This window comes from Streptomyces sp. NBC_01235, assembly GCF_035989285.1.
In the GTDB taxonomy this organism is placed as follows: Bacteria; Actinomycetota; Actinomycetes; order Streptomycetales; family Streptomycetaceae; genus Streptomyces.
This window is the reverse complement of record NZ_CP108513.1, coordinates 7866818-7885492: the sequence shown is the minus strand read 5'-3', so window position 1 is coordinate 7885492 and position 18675 is coordinate 7866818. Positions and strand designations below refer to the sequence as shown.

At 68.4% G+C, this 18675-nt stretch carries 18 protein-coding genes; 2 read left to right on the top strand and 16 right to left on the bottom strand.

Features of this window, described 5'->3' with window-relative positions:
- Positions 1-11 precede the first annotated feature (11 nt).
- Positions 12-2750, bottom strand: a complete 2739-nt coding sequence (locus OG289_RS35660; RefSeq protein WP_327318147.1) for an HD domain-containing protein — start codon at positions 2748-2750, stop codon at positions 12-14.
- 456 nt (positions 2751-3206) lie between these two features.
- On the opposite strand from OG289_RS35660, the gene OG289_RS35655 reads away from it, so the two are divergent.
- Positions 3207-4238 (top strand): tyrosine-type recombinase/integrase, encoded by a 1032-nt coding sequence (locus tag OG289_RS35655; RefSeq protein WP_327318146.1) that lies wholly within the window; start codon positions 3207-3209, stop codon positions 4236-4238.
- 200 nt (positions 4239-4438) lie between these two features.
- On the opposite strand, the gene OG289_RS35650 is transcribed toward OG289_RS35655, so the two are convergent.
- From OG289_RS35650 to rpsB, 7 genes are all read right to left on the bottom strand, one after another.
- Positions 4439-5446 (bottom strand): hypothetical protein, encoded by a 1008-nt coding sequence (locus OG289_RS35650; RefSeq protein WP_327318145.1) that lies wholly within the window; start codon positions 5444-5446, stop codon positions 4439-4441.
- Positions 5447-5570: 124 nt separating this feature from the next.
- The gene (locus tag OG289_RS35645) at positions 5571-6020 is read right to left on the bottom strand and encodes an SRPBCC family protein (RefSeq protein WP_327318144.1); all 450 of its coding nucleotides are present in this window, start codon (positions 6018-6020) and stop codon (positions 5571-5573) included.
- A 141-nt stretch (positions 6021-6161) separates the two neighbouring features.
- Complete coding sequence (locus tag OG289_RS35640; RefSeq protein ID WP_327318143.1) at positions 6162-7343, bottom strand: phosphatidate cytidylyltransferase; 1182 nt, start codon at positions 7341-7343, stop codon at positions 6162-6164.
- On the bottom strand, positions 7343-7900 hold the full coding sequence (gene frr / locus OG289_RS35635) for a ribosome recycling factor (protein ID WP_327318142.1): 558 nt from the start codon (positions 7898-7900) through the stop codon (positions 7343-7345). Before frr ends, OG289_RS35640 begins: the two co-directional genes overlap by 1 nt.
- Before the next feature lie 148 nt (positions 7901-8048).
- Entirely contained in the window at positions 8049-8807 is a 759-nt protein-coding gene (gene pyrH, locus OG289_RS35630; protein ID WP_079659215.1) for a UMP kinase, read from the bottom strand.
- Positions 8808-8986: 179 nt separating this feature from the next.
- Complete coding sequence (gene tsf / locus OG289_RS35625; protein WP_327318141.1) at positions 8987-9823, bottom strand: translation elongation factor Ts; 837 nt, start codon at positions 9821-9823, stop codon at positions 8987-8989.
- Positions 9824-9978: 155 nt separating this feature from the next.
- Positions 9979-10935 (bottom strand): 30S ribosomal protein S2, encoded by a 957-nt coding sequence (rpsB, locus tag OG289_RS35620; protein WP_327318140.1) that lies wholly within the window; start codon positions 10933-10935, stop codon positions 9979-9981.
- Positions 10936-11216: 281 nt separating this feature from the next.
- Between rpsB and OG289_RS35615 the strand changes: the two genes are divergently transcribed.
- Positions 11217-11795: a murein hydrolase activator EnvC family protein gene (locus OG289_RS35615; protein WP_327318139.1), complete on the top strand. Its 579-nt coding sequence runs from the start codon at positions 11217-11219 to the stop codon at positions 11793-11795.
- 1 nt (position 11796) lies between these two features.
- Here OG289_RS35615 and OG289_RS35610 read toward each other — a convergent pair whose 3' ends face one another.
- The 8 genes from OG289_RS35610 to lepB form a co-directional block, all read right to left on the bottom strand.
- A complete protein-coding gene (locus OG289_RS35610; RefSeq protein ID WP_327320902.1) occupies positions 11797-12354 on the bottom strand; it encodes a TetR/AcrR family transcriptional regulator in 558 nt (185 codons plus the stop codon).
- Positions 12355-12482: 128 nt separating this feature from the next.
- The gene (gene whiG / locus OG289_RS35605) at positions 12483-13325 is read right to left on the bottom strand and encodes an RNA polymerase sigma factor WhiG (protein WP_327318138.1); all 843 of its coding nucleotides are present in this window, start codon (positions 13323-13325) and stop codon (positions 12483-12485) included.
- A gap of 263 nt (positions 13326-13588) precedes the next feature.
- Positions 13589-14749 carry a DNA-processing protein DprA gene (dprA, locus tag OG289_RS35600; RefSeq protein WP_327318137.1) on the bottom strand — a complete coding sequence of 387 codons (1161 nt, stop codon included), beginning with the start codon at positions 14747-14749 and terminating at the stop codon, positions 13589-13591.
- Positions 14746-16371: a YifB family Mg chelatase-like AAA ATPase gene (locus OG289_RS35595; protein ID WP_327318136.1), complete on the bottom strand. Its 1626-nt coding sequence runs from the start codon at positions 16369-16371 to the stop codon at positions 14746-14748. The genes dprA and OG289_RS35595 overlap by 4 nt, the downstream gene beginning before the upstream one ends.
- Position 16372: 1 nt before the next feature.
- Entirely contained in the window at positions 16373-16780 is a 408-nt protein-coding gene (locus OG289_RS35590; protein ID WP_327318135.1) for a YraN family protein, read from the bottom strand.
- Positions 16781-16867: 87 nt separating this feature from the next.
- Entirely contained in the window at positions 16868-17176 is a 309-nt protein-coding gene (locus OG289_RS35585; protein WP_005311352.1) for a DUF2469 domain-containing protein, read from the bottom strand.
- Between the two features lie 56 nt (positions 17177-17232).
- Positions 17233-17778 (bottom strand): NUDIX hydrolase, encoded by a 546-nt coding sequence (locus OG289_RS35580; RefSeq protein ID WP_327318134.1) that lies wholly within the window; start codon positions 17776-17778, stop codon positions 17233-17235.
- A complete protein-coding gene (gene lepB / locus OG289_RS35575) occupies positions 17768-18550 on the bottom strand; it encodes a signal peptidase I (RefSeq protein ID WP_327318133.1) in 783 nt (260 codons plus the stop codon). Before lepB ends, OG289_RS35580 begins: the two co-directional genes overlap by 11 nt.
- Between the last annotated feature and the right edge of the window lie 125 nt (positions 18551-18675).

Sequence of the window (18675 nt, the reverse complement as noted above, 5' to 3'; positions counted from 1 at the left end):
GATGGGTGCCTCTAAGGTTGGTTGGAGTTGCGGCTTACCTTGTATGTGGGGGCTACCACGGCTTGGCCTCTAAACTCGCCTACTTCCACGAATTGCACGTTGGACTGGCGAAAGATCCGATAAGCAGATTCTATGTCGCTGCCCCACACCTCGTTAATCGACTTAACGAAAGCGTGAATGAAGCCTCCCCTCAAATCTGAAACATGGCCCCCTGGCCAGTTTAGATGGAAGGCATTACCGGTCAGATAAAACCTGCGACTCTCCGGAAAGGAAAGTATATTATCCTTCACGTCCGCCAGGTGATTCTTCGCCCCCACCCCGATCTGCAAATTGTGTGGCTCTGTTACGTAAAACACTTCCCTTTCCGAGATCCATGCCGTGAGTTCAGGATAGTTGAGCCAACCCGCTTTGGTGAGCCAGCAACGAAGTGGGTACGCGTCTCTCCCTAGGCGCCAAGCCATTTCTGCCAGAACCGTCGACCATCCATCCGCCCTTCCCTTGGTCAGGTCACTAAGTGTAGTGATTTGGGAATCTACCCATGCGCCCATGGACGAATATCCAGCAATGGGTAATGCGGTCTCTCGTGCGGCTCCATATGGTTTGCCAAGCATGATGCCAGCTGTGGATGACAGGCTGGTACCAGTCCTTGCGGGGCCGGCAGTCACCACAGAGGCGGTGGGATAGGTGAAGTCGTCATCCATCATTTCCGGGGCGAACAATGCAATTCTTCCGGCAGGCTTCCCTTCTTCGTCGAGGACGACCTCCAGCCGGTTACCCATCTTGTTTGCGATCTCATCTGTATACTCTTTGCTAAACCAGCTATCCTCGTTGTCCGTCTCTTCATATTGCTCGTCGCTGGTAAACCCGCTCTCTGGCAACGCGTATATCCGGCGCAGTAGTTTGGTGCCGTCCATCGTGATCCAGTCGTGCTTTGAGACGACGCACTCTGCTTCGGGGCCGCCAATGTAGTTACTGACCCATAGGTCGACTTGGCTTGCAGGCATCAAATATTTGAGCAGTGTAATCGGAGAGATATGCTCCTTAGATTCCCAGATGCTCCGATCGATGCGGGTAAAGAAGGAGACTCGGCGTGAATCCCCTTCTCCTGTGCAAATTCCATCGTCAAGTCTGACTTTTAGTGTTGTTCCAGGCTCATCGAGCTGCTCGTCCACCTGGGCCTTGCGCAGAATGGGTCGATGCTCGACGCCATGGCTGAATTCGAGAACCCAAGAGTCTGCCGGACCACCTGAGGTGGCGCGTGAAATAACCTGCACTGTCTTGCCCATCATGAACACTGAAAAGAAGCCGATTCCATAGCGTCCAGTGGGCTCAAATTTGCTCGCCAGTAGTCCGGGATTCTCTCTAACGACATCTACGCTTAGCCAAGACGTGCTACCGAAGTCGAGAAGCTTCCCTCCCAAGATGGAGGGAGTCATGCCGATACCGTTATCGCTACACACCAGCCAGATCTCGGCGTCGTGCTCCTCTAGCCATACGTTTACCCTGCCTTGAAAAGGACGCCCGCCCCGGTAGGCCGCTAGAGCTTCCCGCGCCTTCACTGCATCGCAAGCGTTCATTACTATCTCTCGAAGGCCGACTGTCCAATTGTCACCATAGAGCTCATTTCCGCCGAGTCGCCGCACGAGACCAGCTACGTCGCCGACGCGAACTTTCGCCTCGACCGGCTCCCAGTCTCGACAAGGCGCGACTACGCTGAATGCCCTAGGAGACTCGACATGGGCCACACCGCGCGCAGATAGGGTCGAACGGCCATTATCGGAAAGCATGCTGTCTGTGTTGCGCAATTCTTCATCGACGGAAGAAAGTGTCTCGTAGGCGAGCCACCACGCCCCCATTTCGTCGGCGGCAAAACCGTCCGGAGCCGTGAATACTAGTCGGCCGCTTTTTAGGTATGGCCGCTGAATTCTGCTTTGGAAAATCCAGTGATCTTTCGAGCCCGGCGCGATATTTCGGACTGCGGCAAGTAGGTCTGGTACTCGGCTTGCATCGAGATGTGCTGCGTCGGCGGTACGTAGCAGGCATGCCGAAATGAGGGTGTCTACGCGCCATTCAATGGGGGCGAAAGCAGGAGCACCGACAGGTGCAGACAAATTCTTTGTGACTTCATCGGAACTCCAGTGATGACTGGCGGCGACGCGTCCGATAATCCTCCCGTATGCCTGCCGGATCTCCGGATCATTAATCAAATATGCCGTGCTCTTGTCGAGAGTTACCCACGAAGCGGTCGGCAGGGTTTCAGCTACCTCTGCATGCAGAGCCCGCAACAAGAATGCATCTGCCTTGGTTGCAAGTTCTTCTGGAGGAGAAGCGAGTTCGGCCGGATGCGGTGGCCTTCCTTTATGTTTGCGGATTTCTTCCGCCAGAGCATCGGGCCATTCCCTGCGAGCTCGAATGTTTTGCCCTGATACTTGATAGGCTGCGCGGCTCATCGCTAGGTCGTGCACGAGGATGGCGCCACCCAATACAAATGCTTCGGCAGGATTGAGAGTAAGCTCTGGTCCGGCAATGTGGTTTGCTATCTCCCAAAGTGCATGTGCGTGAGTGATGTCATGCTGTGTGAAATCTGGAAGATCTCGTTCGATCTCGCTAGCGAGTTGGCTCGCCCTGGCCTCCATGTCCACCAAGGCCTGCTTGAACCGGTCTCGAGCTAGGGCGCTATCCGGGTAGGCATCCGGGCCGAATGCCTTGAACCACAGCTCGGGGCGGGCTGACTCACTTGGCTGCACCATGGGTTGATTATGGTGTGCGGCTGCTGCGGGGCGGGGGTGTTTCTGAAAACTAGCTGGGCGGTCCCGCCCGGGCGGCCGGTCGAGCCGTGTGAGGTCGGCGGAGCGGCTTTGGGCTGGAGCTGCTTTGGGGCGAGTGATCATGGCCCCGTAAGCTGATGGCGAGTCGGGCAGTCAGTGGACCTGCCCGTAAAGCACGACGTTGGGGCCATGATCTTAGAGGCTCGCCCCAAAGTGGCTGCCTAAAGCCGTGGAGCCGACCGCCCCAGCCACAACCGCTGGTACAAGAGCGTTCCCGGCCCAGACGGCAAGCCGGTGAAGGTCAAGACCGACCGCTACGGCAATGGGCTCCGCTACCGGGCCCGGTACGTCGGTCCGGACGGCACCGAGAAGAGCCGATCCTTTCCAGACCGTCAGAAGCGGCGGGCGGAAGAGTGGTTGGCCGAGACTGCTGCCGACATGTCCCGTGGTCAGTACGTCGACCCCAGGGCCGCCCGTACGACCTTCCAGCAGTACGCGGAACGCTGGCTCGCTGGGCAGACGACCGACCTGAACACACGCATCGGAGCGGAAACCCGTCTTCGTCTGCACGCCTTCCCTCGAATCGGGGCGCGTCCGCTCGGGTCCTTCCGCCCGGTCCACATCCGCGAGTTCGTGCGCGACCTGGAGAACGACTCGATCGGCGGCACTTACGCCCGCAATATCTACGCCAACGTCCGCGCGGTGCTCTCGGCCGCCGTGGATGACGGCCACCTCACCCGGAATCCGTGCTCGGCTGCGTCGGTCCGCCCGCCCGCCGCCTCCTCCGCCCGAGTCGTGCCCTGGCTCCCCTCTCAGGTGCGTACGGTCCGCGATGCCCTGCCCGAGCGCTACCAAGCCATGGTCGATGTCGGGAGCGGCTGCGGTCTCCGTCAGGGCGAGATCATCGGCCTGGCCGAAGACACCTTGCAGCTCGGCAGCGACATCCTTCGGGTCACCACTCAGGTCAAACTGATCCGGGGCGTCGCGGTCTTCGCTCCGCCCAAGGGCAACAAGGAGCGGGACGTACCGCTGCCGTCCTCGGTGGCCTCGGCATTGCGTCGGCACATGAAGAGTCACCCGCCCGTGGCAATCAAGCTGCCGTGGATCCGGCCGGACGGCCCGCTCACCGAGCGGCGCCTGATCTTCACCAACACAGCCGACGGGATCGTCTGGCGAAGCAACTTCAACATCCAGGAGTGGAAGCCTGCTCTTGCGGCCGCCGGCCTTATTCCGACTCCTGCACCCGGCAAGCCGTACGCCTCCGCACGGCAGCACGGAATGCACGCCCTTCGCCACTTCTACGCCTCGGTCCTCCTGGACGCGGGCGAGAGCATCAAGGCCGTGAGCGAATACCTCGGGCACTCTGATCCGGCGATGACGCTGCGGGTATACGCCCACCTGATGCCCAGCAGCAGCGAGCGTGCCCGCCGTGCCCTGGATGGTGTCTTCGACACGGCCCAGGAGCCGTGACGGCCCAGGGACGGCCCACCGGGCATAAGACGGCCCCCTACTGGCGACAACATCGCTGGTGGGGGGCTCTTTCGTGCCCGGAGCACATCAGTTCTCCGGGCTTAGGCATGGCCATACCAGTGTCGCAGATCGAATCGAGTGACCTGGGCTGCGGAAAACCGCCCGGGTCTCGTATTCGTCCCCGCAGACCGGCGCCGGGATCAGACAGTCGGCTCGTCCGGCCCGTGCAGGTCATCCGGCCATTCCGCCCCGTTCACGTCGTCCGGCCCGTTCAAGCCGCCCGGCCCGCTCGGTCTGCTCCAACCGTCCGGCCCGCTCGGCCCGTCCCAACCATCCGGTCCATGCGGCCCGTCCCAACCATCCGGTCCATGCGGCCCGTCCCAACCATCCGGTCCATGCGGCCCGTCCCAACCATCCGGTCCATGCGGCCCGTCCCAACCATCCGACTCATCCGGCCCGTTGAAGCCGTCCGGCCCGTCCGGCCCGTCCGGCTCCTCCGGCCCGTCCGGCCCCCTCGGATCGTCCGGGCCCCACACATCCCCCGGCCCCAGTCCCAGCACGTCGAGGAGGCAACCGGACTCCAAGGTCGCGCCGAGGTCGTTCACGCAGGTGAGCAGTTTTTCGACGTTCAGGGAGTGCACCGCCTGGCCGACGATCTTCGTCAGGTCGTCCAGGATGAGCAGGGGCGTGGGGTGCAGGAAGTATTTGCCGAGCTTGACCGCCCTCTCCAGCGTCTCGTTCCCCTCCGCAGCCCTTGTGGTGAGTTCGGCCGCCCACCCCTCCGCAGAGGCCGTCGGCAGGACGAGTTTGCCCAGGGCGTCGAAACCGTCGGCCGCGCCCCTCTCCCCGACGTTCTCGGTCGCGACGGCCCTCTGCACAGCCCCCGGGGTGAGGTCCTCGTCGGCCCAGTTGTAGGCACGCAGGAGGACCGCCAGTTCGCCTGCGCTCCCGATGAGGTCCCTCTGGTGGGCGGTGTCGAGGGAAACGGGGCCGGGCAGCTCCGCCAGCTCCGCCAGCTCCGGCAGCAGCCCGGCGGCCGCCGCCCACAGTTCGCTCACCTTCCGCTCCAGCTCGTCCGACTTCCGCGGGTCATCGAGGAGACCGGCGGCGTCGCGAGCCGTTCGCAGCAGGTGGAGAGCACAGTTCTCCCGCTCCTGCCTCGTCATGGGCGCGAACTCGAACTGCCGCTCCACCCCGTCACAGGTCATGCCCGCCCCCTCGCGATGCCCGACATCCGAGGGCCGACGGTAACGGCTGTCCGGCGCCTGTGGGTGATCGGTGCGACGTGCGAGGCAAGGGACGCGAAAGTGGCAGACGGGCTGGTCAGCCGGTCTACGCCGACCTGTGCTCCAGGTGGTCCTTCAGCAGCCGCTCGTTGTTCGGCAGCTCCTTGCGGACCTGGGGGCGGACGATGAGGGGGAGGAGGACCTTGCCGATGCCCTTGCCCTCGAAGTCGAGGTCCATGGTCACGCGGGAGCGGCGGCCGTCGTCGAGCGGGGTGATCTCGCCGTGCACGCGGCCGCGGATGGGTCCGTCGACGCCCTGCAGGCCCCAGGCGTGCGGTGGGTCGTACTCGGTGTACTCCATGGTCATCGGCACGTCCCGGCGGCCGACGTGCCGGGTGATCCGCACCCGGGAGCCGACGTGTACCGGACCGGGGTCGAGCGGCTCCGCCGAGACCGCGCTCTGCTGCCACTCCGGCAGGTGGGACGGGTCGATGACATACGCCCAGACGTCCTCGGGGCTGCAGTCGACGTCGATCGATTCACGGAAGTCGGACATGAAGCCCGCCCCCTTCCAGGGAGATCCCCCCTGAGAGCCTTCACCAGAATCGTCCCACTCTGCCGCCCCGGAGGCCACGGCAGCGGGCCCCCGCCCTGGAGATCAGGACGGGGGCCCGCACGAGCCGAGGACGCCGGTGGGTCAGCCGGAACCCACGAACAGCACGAGCAGCAGCCACACCACCGGAGCCGTGGGCAGCAAGGAGTCCAGCCGGTCCATGATGCCGCCGTGACCGGGGAGCAGCGTGCCCATGTCCTTGATGCCCAGGTCCCGCTTGATCATGGACTCGCCGAGGTCGCCGAGCGTGGCGCTGGCCGCGACGGCGAAGCCGAGCACCAGGCCCTGCCACCAGGTGCCGTCGTCGATCAGGAACTGCATGCACAACGCGCCGACGACCATCGCGAACGACACCGCGCCGAGCAGACCCTCGCGGGTCTTGCCGGGACTGATGCGCGGGGCGAGCTTGGTCCTGCCGAAGCGCCAGCCGACGGCGTACGCGCCCGTGTCGCTGACGACCGTCAGCAGCAGGAACGTCATGACGCGGAACGCCCCGTCGTCGGCGGTGAGCATCAGGGCGACGAACGTGGCCAGGAACGGAACGTAGAAGGCGGCGAAGACACCGGCCGTGACGTCCCTGAGGTAGCCCTCGGGCGGTTCCGTCATCCGCCAGACCAGCACCGCCAGCGCGGTGAGGGCCATGGCGACCCAGGCTCCCTCGGGACCCCGGACGTATCCGGCGACGACCATCGCCGCACCGCCGACCGCGAGCGGCACGAGCGGCGCCTTGATGCCCTTGCGCTCCTGAAGCCTGCTGGTCAGCTCCCACAGACCCACGACGACGGCGACTGCTATCACGCCGACGAACACGGCCTTGACGACGAACAGCGACGCGACGATCACCGCACCGAGCCCGACCCCGACCCCTATGGCCGAGCCCAGGTCTCGGCCCGCACTCTTCTTCTGCGGTGCGGGCGCCGGGTGAGGGGCGTCGGGCATGGGCTCCGGATTCTGCGGCACTGCCGCAGAGGGCTGTGCCGACGGGGTGTCGTCACCGTAGGCGGCGCCGGCGTGGGCGGCGCCGCCGAAGTTCTCGTCTCGGAACAAGGGGCCGCCCAGCCGAGCGGCCCCCCGGTCGTCATCCTGGTTACCGCCGTGTGCGGGTACGTCGGGGACGATGGGCATGGGGCGAGTCTGCTGCGCCTCAGGCGCATCGTACGCGGGAACCGCCGGGGCGGCCCCCTGGGCAGGCCCCTGGTCGACGGGCCCCCAGTACCCGGCCCGCGACCCGGCGTGTGGCGGTGAGCCCCAGGAAGAGTCGTTCATCAGACCTCGAGCAGCTCCGCTTCCTTGTGCTTGAGGAGCTCGTCCACCTGGGCGACGTACTTCGCGGTGGTGTCGTCGAGCTCCTTCTCCGCACGGCGGCCCTCGTCCTCGCCGACCTCGCCGTCCTTGACGAGCTTGTCGATCGCGTCCTTGGCCTTGCGACGGACCGCGCGGATGGACACCTTGGCGTCCTCGCCCTTGCCCTTGGCGACCTTGATGTAGTCGCGGCGGCGCTCCTCGGTGAGCTCGGGGAACACCACTCGGATGATGTTGCCGTCGTTGCTCGGGTTGACGCCCAGGTCGGAATCGCGGATCGCCTGCTCGATGTTGCGCAGCGCGCTCTTGTCGAACGGGGTCACGACCGCCATGCGCGGCTCCGGAACGGAGAACGAAGCCAGCTGGTTGATCGGCGTCGGCGCGCCGTAGTAGTCGGCCACGATCTTGTTGAACATCGCCGGGTGCGCACGGCCGGTGCGGATCGCGGCGAAGTCCTCCTTGGCGACCACGACGGCCTTCTCCATCTTCTCCTCGGCCTCGAGGAGGGTCTCTTCGATCACCACTTGCTCCTGCGTGTCTTGAGTAGGCCCGGCTGCGGTTCCCTGTCGGTGGCGGCGGCCGGCTGCGTCGCGTCTTCTTCCTGCACGGTTCCCGACCGGCAGGACATTGTCCATCCCCCGACCAGGGTCCGTCCCCGGTCAGGTGTTGTCAGGCCCGGCTGCCCTGCTCACCCACAAGCGTGCCGATCTTCTCACCCTTGACGGCGCGAGCGATATTGCCCTCGGCCAGAAGCTCGAAGACCAGGATCGGGAGCTTGTTGTCGCGGCACAGCGTGACGGCGGTGGCGTCGGCGACCTTCAGGTCGCGGGTGATGACGTCGCCGTAACCGAGGGCGTCGAACTTGACCGCCGCCGGGTTGGTCTTCGGGTCGGAGTCGTAGACGCCGTCCACGCCGTTCTTGCCCATCAGCAGCGCCTCGGCGTCGATCTCCAGGGCGCGCTGCGCGGCGGTGGTGTCGGTGGAGAAGTACGGCATGCCCATGCCGGCGCCGAAGATGACCACGCGGCCCTTCTCCAGATGGCGCACGGCACGCAGCGGGATGTACGGCTCGGCGACCTGGCCCATGGTGATGGCGGTCTGGACGCGGCTGTCGATGCCCTCCTTCTCCAGGAAGTCCTGGAGGGCGAGGCAGTTCATGACGGTGCCGAGCATGCCCATGTAGTCCGAGCGGGCGCGGTCCATGCCGCGCACCTGCAGTTCGGCGCCGCGGAAGAAGTTGCCGCCGCCGATGACGACCGCGATCTCGGCGCCGTCCCGGACCACGGCCGCGATCTCGCGGGCGATCTTGTGCACCACGTCGGGGTCGACACCCAGGCCGCCGCCACCGGCGAAGGCCTCTCCGGACAGCTTCAGCAGAAACCGGCCGCTCACTTTGCCGTCGTCGCTCTTCTGGGCCTTGGTGGTCATGACGTTCTCCTCATGGTGCACATACGAGGAGGCCATTGCCGGTGGGGTGTCGTTCGCATCCCATGCGCGGCAATGGCCTCCTCGTCAGATCTGCTGTCGTCCGTCACGCGCCCGCGTGACGGCGTACCGGACGACTGCGCTCGACCCTATCGGGCCGACGCGCCGATCGCGGCACGGACTCAGATGCCGACCTTGATGCGCGTGAAGCGCTTCAGGGTGACACCGGCCTCGTCCAGGACCTTCTGGACGGACTTCTTGTTGTCGAGCGCGAACGGCTGGCCGAGCAGCGTGGCGTCCTTGAAGAAGCCGTTGAGGCGACCCTCGACGATCTTCGGCAGGGCGGCCTCGGGCTTGCCCTCGGCGCGGGTGGTCTCCTCGGCGACGCGACGCTCGGACTCGACGACCTCGGCCGGCACGTCCTCCTTGGAGAGGTACTTCGGCGCGAAGGCGGCGATGTGCTGGGCGACGCCCTTGGCGATCTCGGCGTTGGGCTTGTCCAGCTCGACGAGGACACCGATCTGCGGGGGCAGGTCGGGCATCGTGCGGTGCATGTACGCGGTCACGAAGCCGTCCGCGTACTGCGCGAAGCGGTCCAGGACGATCTTCTCGCCGAGGTTGGCGTTGGCCTCGTCCACGAACGCCTGGACGGTCTTGCCGGCCTCGATCTCGGAGGCCAGCAGGGCCTCGAGGTCGGCCGGGGAGGTCTTGGCGACGTGCTCGGCGATCGCGCTGGCGACGGCCTGGAACTTGTCACCCTTGGCGACGAAGTCCGTCTCGCACTTCAGCTCGACGAGGACACCGGAGGAGTTGTCGTCGGCGATGACGGAGACCACGGCGCCGTTCTCGGCGGAGCGGCCCTCGCGCTTGGCGACGCCCTTCTGGCCCTTGATACGGAGCGCCTCGACGGCCTTCTCGACGTTGCCCTCGGCCTCGTCCAGCGCCTTCTTGCAGTCCATCATGCCGGCGCCGGTGAGCTCACGGAGCTTCTTGACGTCGGCGGCGGTGTAGTTCGCCATGATCTGTGAATCTCTCTCGGAGTTCGAAGTCTCGAAGATCTACGAAGATCTGGGGCTGTGGGTGAACGGCGGGCGGCGCATTCGACGCCCCCCGCCGTCACTTCGTCCCTACGGCCGTACGGACGCGACGGCGACCGCACGGCCTACGGCCTGACTCAGGCCTGCTCGCCCTCGGCGGCCGGAGCCTCGACGGGGGCGGCCTCGGCGGCGGGCGCCTCGGCGACGGGGGCCTCGGCGGCCGGAGCCTCAGCCTCGACGGCCGGAGCCTCGGCCTCGACGGCCGGGGCCTCGGCAGCGGCCTCGGCCGGCTTCTCGGCGGCCTCGTCGGAGTCCGCCTTCTTCTCGCCCTCGAGCAGGTCGCGCTCCCACGCGGCCAGCGGCTCGCCGGCGGCCTTGTCGCCCTTGTCGCCGGTGGCGACACGGGAACGGGAGATGAGGCCCTCGGCGACGGCGTCGGCGATCACGCGGGTGAGCAGGGTGACGGAGCGGATCGCGTCGTCGTTGCCCGGGATCTTGTAGTCGACCTCGTCGGGGTCGCAGTTGGTGTCGAGGATGGCGACGACCGGGATGTTGAGCTTCCGGGCCTCGCCGACCGCGATGTGCTCCTTCTTGGTGTCCACGATCCAGACGGCGCTGGGCACCTTGGACATCTCGCGGATACCACCGAGGGTCTTCTCGAGCTTGGCCTTCTCACGCGAGAGGACCAGGAGCTCCTTCTTGGTCAGACCCGAAGCGGCGACGTCCTCGAAGTCGATGAGCTCGAGCTCCTTGAGGCGCTGCAGACGCTTGTAGACGGTCGAGAAGTTGGTGAGCATGCCGCCCAGCCAGCGCTGGTTGACGTAGGGCATGCCGACGCGGGTGGCCTGCTCGGCGATGGCCTCCTGCGCCTGCTTCTTCGTGCCGACGAACATGACCGTGCCGCCGTGGGCGACGGTCTCCTTGACGAACTCGAAGGCGCGGTCGATGTACGACAGCGACTGGAGCAGGTCGATGATGTAGATGCCGTTGCGCTCGGTGAAGATGAAGCGCTTCATCTTCGGGTTCCAGCGACGGGTCTGGTGACCGAAGTGGACGCCGCTTTCCAGCAGCTCCCGCATCGTGACGACGGCCATGGCCGTTCTCCTTGTTTTTCTCGGTTGTGCCGCGGGGGCCGGACGGCTCCCGCGCCTGACGCCCGCAGTGCGCCGAGCCACGAAGGACCGAGGGGCGCGGATACCGGAGAACCGACCGTGGGCCGGCCCCCGATACCGGGGCGTGCGAAGTCGACCCGGTGACCCGGATCGCCAGAAGAAGTGTACGGGACCCGCGAGGCGCCGGGTGACGCCGCTGTCCACAACCGGTGAGTAGTCCACAGGCCCGGGTCGGGACCGGCGGGATGCGGAACGGTTCTCCCATGTACGCGAAGCGATGCCTCGGCGGCCTGGTGCTGTTCCTGTTGATCACGATGGTGGCGTCCGTGGCGTGGGCGAACCCGCAGGCCCCACCGCGAGCCCTCGCGCCCCCTCCGGCTCCCGTCCCGGCGATCGGCCGGGGCTGGCCGGTGGGCACGCACCCGGCGGTGGTACGCGGCTGGGAGCCCCCGGCCACGCCGTACGCCCGCGGCCACCGCGGCGTCGATCTGGCGGCCCCGCCGGGCGCGCCGGTCCGGGCGGTGGCACCCGGCCGCGTGTCCTTCGCGGGGCGGGTGGCGGGCAGGGGCGTCGTCGCGGTGGAGCTGAGGGACACGGGTGAGCCACCCCTGCGGACGACCTATGAGCCGGTACGGGTGTCGGTGAGGAAGGGCGACGAGGTTTCCCCGGGCCAGGTGATCGGCACGGTGGAACCGAGGGGATCGCACTGCGCGGTGACGTGTGTGCACTGGGGCCTGCTGAGGGGCGAGGCCTACCTGGACCCGCTGTCCCTGCTGCCCCCGTGGCTGCTGCGCAGGGGGCCGTCCCGGCTCCTGCCGGTGCTCGGCGTGCCCCTGCCGTAGTTCAGCCCAGAACGCCCCGCAGCACCAGGGAGACCGCCGCGTCCGTGATCGCCGAGGGATCCTCCGCGGCCCCCAGCTCGATGCGCCGTACCGCCGCGTCCACGACACCCTGCAACAGCATCGCCGCCAGCCGGGGCTCCGTATGGCCCAGCTCCGCCAGCGCCTCCCCGATCATCGCCACGAGCCCGCCGTGCGCCGCCCGGATCTTCTCGCGGGCCCCGGCGTCCAGCTCACTCGCCGAGATCGCCACGACGGCCCGGTGCCGGCGGTCCCCCACCAGCGCGAGCTGTCGCCGCACATACGCCTCGACCTTGGCCTCCGCCCCGTCGACCGCGGCCATGGCCGTCTCGACCTCCGCCGCCCACACGGGGAAGTCGACCTCGCACAGCTCCTCGACCACGGCGGCCCGGGACCGGAAGTACTCGTACACGGACGAGCGCGCGAGGCCCGTCCGCTCGGCGAGGGCCGGGAAGGTCAGCGCCTCCGTCCCGCCCTCGGACAACAGGGAACGTGCCGCGTCCAGCAGGGCGGCACGCTGCATCGACCGGTGCTCGGCCACGGAGGCCGCTCGAATCCTTGGCACGTCAACCACTCTACGGACGCGCCACCCCCAGCGGGAGTGACTCCGCCCGCACTTCCGGCATCCGACCGGCATCCGGCCCGGATCCGTCCCGGCATCCGGACGGGTCAGCGACCGAAGCTCGCCAGTTTCGCGCGCAGCTGGAGCACCGACTTGGTGTGGATCTGACTGACCCTGCTCTCGGTCACGCCCAGCACGTTCCCGATCTCGGCGAGCGTCAGCCCCTCGTAGTAGTACAGCGTGACGACCGTCTTCTCCCGGTCGGGCAGCGTGTTGATGGCCCGTGCCAGGAACCGCCTGAGCTCCCGGTCCTCCGCCACCTCCACGGGGTTGTCGGCGGCGGTGTCCTCCAGCGTGTCCATCAGACTCAGCCGGTCGCCGCCCTCACCCCCGACGTGCAGCAGCTCCTCCAGCGCCACCACGTTGGCCAGCGACAACTGACTGAACACGGCGTGCAGTTCGTCCACAGCGATGCCCAGCTCGGCGGCCACCTCGCACTCCGACGGAGTCCGCCGCAGCCGCGCCTCCAGCGTGGCGTAGGCCCGCTCGACGTTGCGCGCCTTCTGCCGTACCGACCGCGGAATCCAGTCCAGTGCCCGCAGCTCGTCGATCATCGCGCCCCGGATCCGGGTGATCGCGTACGTCTCGAACTTGATCTCCCGGTCGATGTCGAACTTCTCGATCGCGTCGATCAGCCCGAAGACCCCGGAGGACACGAAGTCGGCCTGCTCCACGTTCGGCGGCAGACCGACGCTCACCCGTCCCGCCACGTACTTCACCAGCGGCGAGTAGTGCAGGATCAGCTGCTCACGCAGCCGCTCGTCCCCCGTCGCCTTGTACGACCGCCACAGCTCGTCGAGCGTCGAGGGAGCGGGCGGCCGCACGCTGCCACCGTCGCGGGCGGCTGGGGGGATCGCCGCCCGGTCGGACCCGGAGGTGTGCTGGGGCATTCGTCGCCTTGTGCCGTTCTGCCGTGAAGTGCGTGAGGTGGGTACCGCGTGGTGCAGAGGTACCGGTCTGTGCCGGAATCCCCGTGAGCGTAGCGTGACTGGGGTGTCGCGGTGCGCGAAGGGAGCGGTCGGGCCGGTACGCAGATACGTTCCGCTGAACGCACTCCAGGGTCACGCAGTCGCTGTGCGTGATCACCGGGATGGGTCAACTGCCGGAATTCCCAAGGCTTTCGGCGTTCCCCCGGACGGCCGAACCCCCTGGGTCAACACGGGCCCCGACCCCCTCGAACGGAAACCATCGCCTGGCGTGTCAACTTCCAGCCGTCGCCGTGTCGTTCGACGTAACCGAGCGCTTTGAGTTCGTACAGTCTCGCGATCACGTCGTCCGGCGTGGTGCGGGCCTCCCGGGCGAGCTCCTCGACCGCCGCGGGTCTGCGGGCGGGGAGCGCGGCCAGGACACGCCGGGCGCCCGGCTCCAGCAGGTCGCGCGGCAGCACCGGCCCACGCCGGTCCGGGGCCAGCTCGCCCATGTCGCCGACCAGTTCGACGACCTCCGCGGCATCGGTGACCAGCACGGCCTCCCCGCGCAGCAGCTCGTGCACACCGGCCGACAGACCGCTCGTGGCCGGCCCCGGCACGCCCATCGTGTGCCGGCCCAGCCGCTGCGCCGCCCGCGCGGTGACCAGCGAGCCGCTGCGGTACGCCGCCTCCACGACGACCGTGCCCCGGGTGAGGGCGGCGATCACCCGGTTGCGCAGGATGAACCTGCTGGGCGTCGGATGGTCGCCGGGCGGCAACTCCCCGACCACCAGCCCCTGTTCCCCGATCCTGTTGATCAACTCGGTGTGGCCGCGCGGGTAGGGCCGGTCGACCCCGCAGGCGAGGACGGCGACGGTGGCGCCGCCGGCGCCGAGGGCACCCCGGTGGGCGGCCCCGTCGATTCCGTAGGCCCCGCCGGACACGACCACCCACCCTCGTTCGGCGAGGCCGCAGGCGAGGGTGGCGGCCATGTGGGCGCCGTACTCGGTGCAGGCGCGGGCGCCGACGACGGCGACCGACCGCAGCGCCCACATCCGCAGACTGGGCCGTCCCCGCACCCAGAGCCCCAGCGGCCGGGCGTCCCCGAGCTCGTCCAACGTGCCCGGCCACTCGGCGTCTCCGGGGCACACGAAACGCACCCCGGCCTCCCGCGCGACGGCCAGATCCAGCTCCGGCTCGGCCCGGCCGGCCCGCGCCCGCAGCCCGGCCCACCGCTTCGCGGTCACCCCGGGCAACGGCTCCCCGTCGCCCCGCAACCGCCGCACCACCTCCAGCACGCCCCGCTCCCGCACCCACTGGCCGCCCACCTCGTCGCCGGGCTCGACGACCCGCCCGAGAAAGGCACGGGCGAGCCGCTCGTCGGCCCGGGCGCCGCCGCCGTTCACGTCAGGGCCCCGAGAGCCATCGGCACCCCGCGCGGCACCCCCGTGCGCAGTTGCAGGGCGAGGGCCACGTCCATGGCGTCGGGCCGGTCGTGGCCGACCAGGTCGGCGACGGTCCAGGCGACGCGCAGCACACGATCGAGCCCCCGGGCGGTCAGCACCCCGCGCTCCAGGTTCCGCTCGGCCTCGTCCATGGCACCGATCGCGGCATGCCAGCGGTTGCGCAGCTCACGGCCGGGGATCTCGCTGTTGGTCCGCCACGCGGTGCCCGCCAGCCGGGCCGCCGCGCGCTCCCGGGCGGCCCGGACCCGGTCGGCGACGGTCGCCGTGGACTCACCTCCGGGACCGCGGTGCGCCAGCTCGGCCCGGCTGACCGGGTCGACCTCCACGCGCAGGTCGACCCGGTCGAGCAGAGGGCCGGAGAGCCGCGCCTGGTAGCGGCGGATCGCCGAAGGCGGGCACTCGCAGGCGGTGTCCCGCTGCGTGAACCGGCCGCAGGGGCACGGGTTGGCCGCCAGCACCATCAGGAACCGTGCCGGGAAGCGCACCACTCCCGCACTGCGCGCGATCACCACGTGCCCCGCTTCCAGCGGCTGCCGCAGGGCGTCGAGGGCCTGGCCGCCGAATTCGGGGGTCTCGTCGAGGAAGAGCACTCCCCGATGGGCCAGCGAAACGGCACCGGGGCGGGCGAACCCAGCCCCGCCCCCGACCAGCGACTGCATGGTGGCCGAGTGGTGCGGGGCGCAGTACGGGGGCACGTCGATCAGGGGCTTGCCCGGCGGCAGCAGACCGGCCACCGAGTGCACCGCCGTGACCTCCAGCGACTCCGCCCTGCTCAGCCGGGGCAGAACGGCCGGCAGCCGCTCCGCGAGCATCGTCTTGCCCGCCCCGGGCGGTCCCTCGAGGAACAGGTGGTGTCCGCCCGCCGCGGCCACCTCCACCGCGGTCCGCGCCGAGCGTTGCCCGACCACGTCCGCGAGGTCGTGCCCGTGGTCCTGCTGGGCGGCACCCATGCTGTGCATCCCGGTGGCCGCGCCGGTGCCGGGCATCCGCAGGCCGGCCAGGAGCGGGTCGGGGCGGCCCACCTCGTCCGGCTCCTCCTCGGGGACGGGTTCGTCCGCGAGGACGGCGATCAGCTGCCGCAGGCTGCGCACCCCGAGCACGGAGACACCCGGGACCAGCGACGCCTCGGCGGCGGCGCACTCCGGCACGACGACCTGTTCGTATCCGGCATCGGCCGCGGCCAGCACCGCGGGGAGGATGCCCCGGACCGGGCGCACCCTGCCGTCCAGCCCCAGCTCCCCGATCATCACGATGTCGGCGAGGACCCGCGGGTCGATCCGTTCGGCCGCGCCCAGCACGGCGCTTGCGATGGCAAGATCGAAGCCGCTGCCGCCCTTCGGCACCGAGGCCGGGCTGAGCCCTACGGTGAGTTTCTTCTGCGGCCACTCGCCGCCCGAGTTCACCACGGCCGCCCGGACCCGGTCCCGGCTCTCGCTCAGGCTCTTGTCCGGCAGCCCCACCAGCGTGAAGGCCGCGACTCCCGGTTCGAGGTCGGCCTGGACCTCGACGACCACGCCCTCGACGCCCACCAGCGCCACCGAGCACGTACGCGCGAACCCCATCTCAGGCCACCCCCCGCGCGTGCTCGACGACGGCCGCGCCGCGGCGGGGCAGGACGACGCCGATCAGGTCGATGCGGACGCCGCCTGGCGGGGCTCCCCCGTGCGTCTGGATCCACCGCTCGGCGAGGCGGCGCAGGCGCTCGGCCTTCTCCGGCGTCACCGCCGCCATCGGGTGCTGGAAACCGCCGTCCCTGCGGGTCTTCACCTCGCAGACGACCAGGACGTCGCCGTCCCTCGCGACGATGTCGATCTCACCGGTCCTGCCGCAGCGCCAGTTGCGCTCCAGGACCGTCATCCCGGTCTCGGCCAGCCGCCGTGCGGCCAGCTCCTCGCCGTACCTGCCGAGAGCGCCTCGTGCCAGATCCGTGTTCGTGCTCATGCGGGCACCACCTCCGGCACCCACGCTCACGCATCCGCCACCTCGAAAAGGATCTTGGTGGAGAACTCAGCGGCTGTGGACAACCCCGTCACCCGCACGAGCGCCCACCATCGAGCCTCAGCTCCCCGGAAGCTCCAGATCGCTCTTGTTCAGCTCCTCGATGTTCACGTCCTTGAACGTGAGCACGCGTACCTGCTTCACGAACCGGGCCGGCCGGTACATGTCCCACACCCAGGCGTCCGCCATCGACACCTCGAAGAACACCTCACCCTGGACCGAGTGCACCTGCATCTCGTAGTCGTTGGTGAGGTAGAAGCGTCGCTCGGTCTCGATCACATATTTGAACAGACCGACGACATCGCGGTACTCCCGGTAGAGCTTCAGCTCCATCTCGGTCTCGTACTTCTCGAGGTCCTCGGCGCTCATGGCATGTTCCCCTTCAGCCGTGCGATCTCCCCATTGTGCGCCAGTCCCGTGCGCCTCTAAACGATTTCCGCGTCAAGGGTTACGGGTCCTGCCGGGGGACCGTCGTCGAGCAGCGTGCGCAGCAGCTCGGCGAGTCTGGTCGGATACACCGTCTCATGTGCCTGGGTCAGTTCCTGACACGTCCACCAACGTGCTCCGGCGACGCTGCGCCGCTCCAGCTCGGTCAGGGCCGCGGCCCGGGGCACCACCCTGGGCGTATCGGCCGTCCGGGCCAGGTAGTACCACTCGTCCTGGTCCCAGCGGCGGCCCGCGAACGGGAAGGAGCACATCCGCCGCCACAGCACCGGGCCGAGCTCGACCGCGGTGATACCGGTCTCCTCGGCGAGTTCCCGCAGAGCGGCCTGCGCACGGGTCTCGTCGCCCTCCACGCCGCCGCCGGGCGTGAACCACCAGTCGTCGGCCGGGTCGTCCGGTTCATGGCCGTGCAGCAGCAGGATGCGGTCCTGCGGGTCGAGGAGGACCACCCGGGCGACCTTGCGCAGCCCGCCTTCGTACGAGTCGACATGTCCACCCGCCGACCCGTCCGTCGCCTCAGCGGGCACCGGCCGGCTCCGGCCGGGTGCGGGCACGGCGGCCGGATGTCCGCTTGGCGATCGGGCCGTACGCGCCGCCGCCGAGGACCAGCACGCCACCGGCGACGATCATCCAGCCGATCGTCCGCAGCGGGCCCGGCTGGGAGAGGGTGCCGAGCGCCTCGAAACCCGTGGGGCGCTTCAGCATGCCGTCCATGGGCCAGACGAGGGCGTCGACGCGGGCCTTGACTGCGCTGCGCGCGACCGTGCCCTGGGCCGCGTCCGTGAGGTGGGCGGTGGAGTCCAGGGAGCCCTGCCGTTCGTCGCCGAGCAGGAAGAGCCTGCCGTCGGGGACCTTCACGGTCGGGAAGTTCTTGATCTCGGCCAGGCTGCCCGCGGGCAGATACGGTTCCTCGATCTGCTTGCCGTTGACGGTCAGCTTGCCGTCGGTGCAGCAGGAGACCGTGTCGCCGCCGACCGCGACCACGCGCTTGACGACGAGCGCGTTGGTCACCCACGTCTTGTCGCTGAAGACGACGACATCCCCGCGGCGCACCTCGCCGCCGTCGATCCGCTCGGCCAGCACCCGATTGCCGGCGTCGATCGTCGGGCTCATGGAACTGGTGGGCACGGTGTACGGCCGGTAGACCAGGGCCCCCCAGGCGAACCCGCCGAGGAACAGCACGAGGCCCAGTGCGACGGCCAGTCCGGACAGTCGCTGTCCGGTCCGGCTGCCCACCGGGCCACTGCTGGTGCCACCGCCACTGTGCGGGGCCGTACGCGTAGTGCTCTCGCCACCCATGGGTCCGCACCCTACCCGGCGGTACCGAACCGGGTCAGCCCCTTCTTCTCCGCTCTTCCCCTGTCTTCCCCGGCCATGGTCACCAGCTGGGGAAGGAAGGGGTTTGCCGAGTGGAAGCCGGAAGG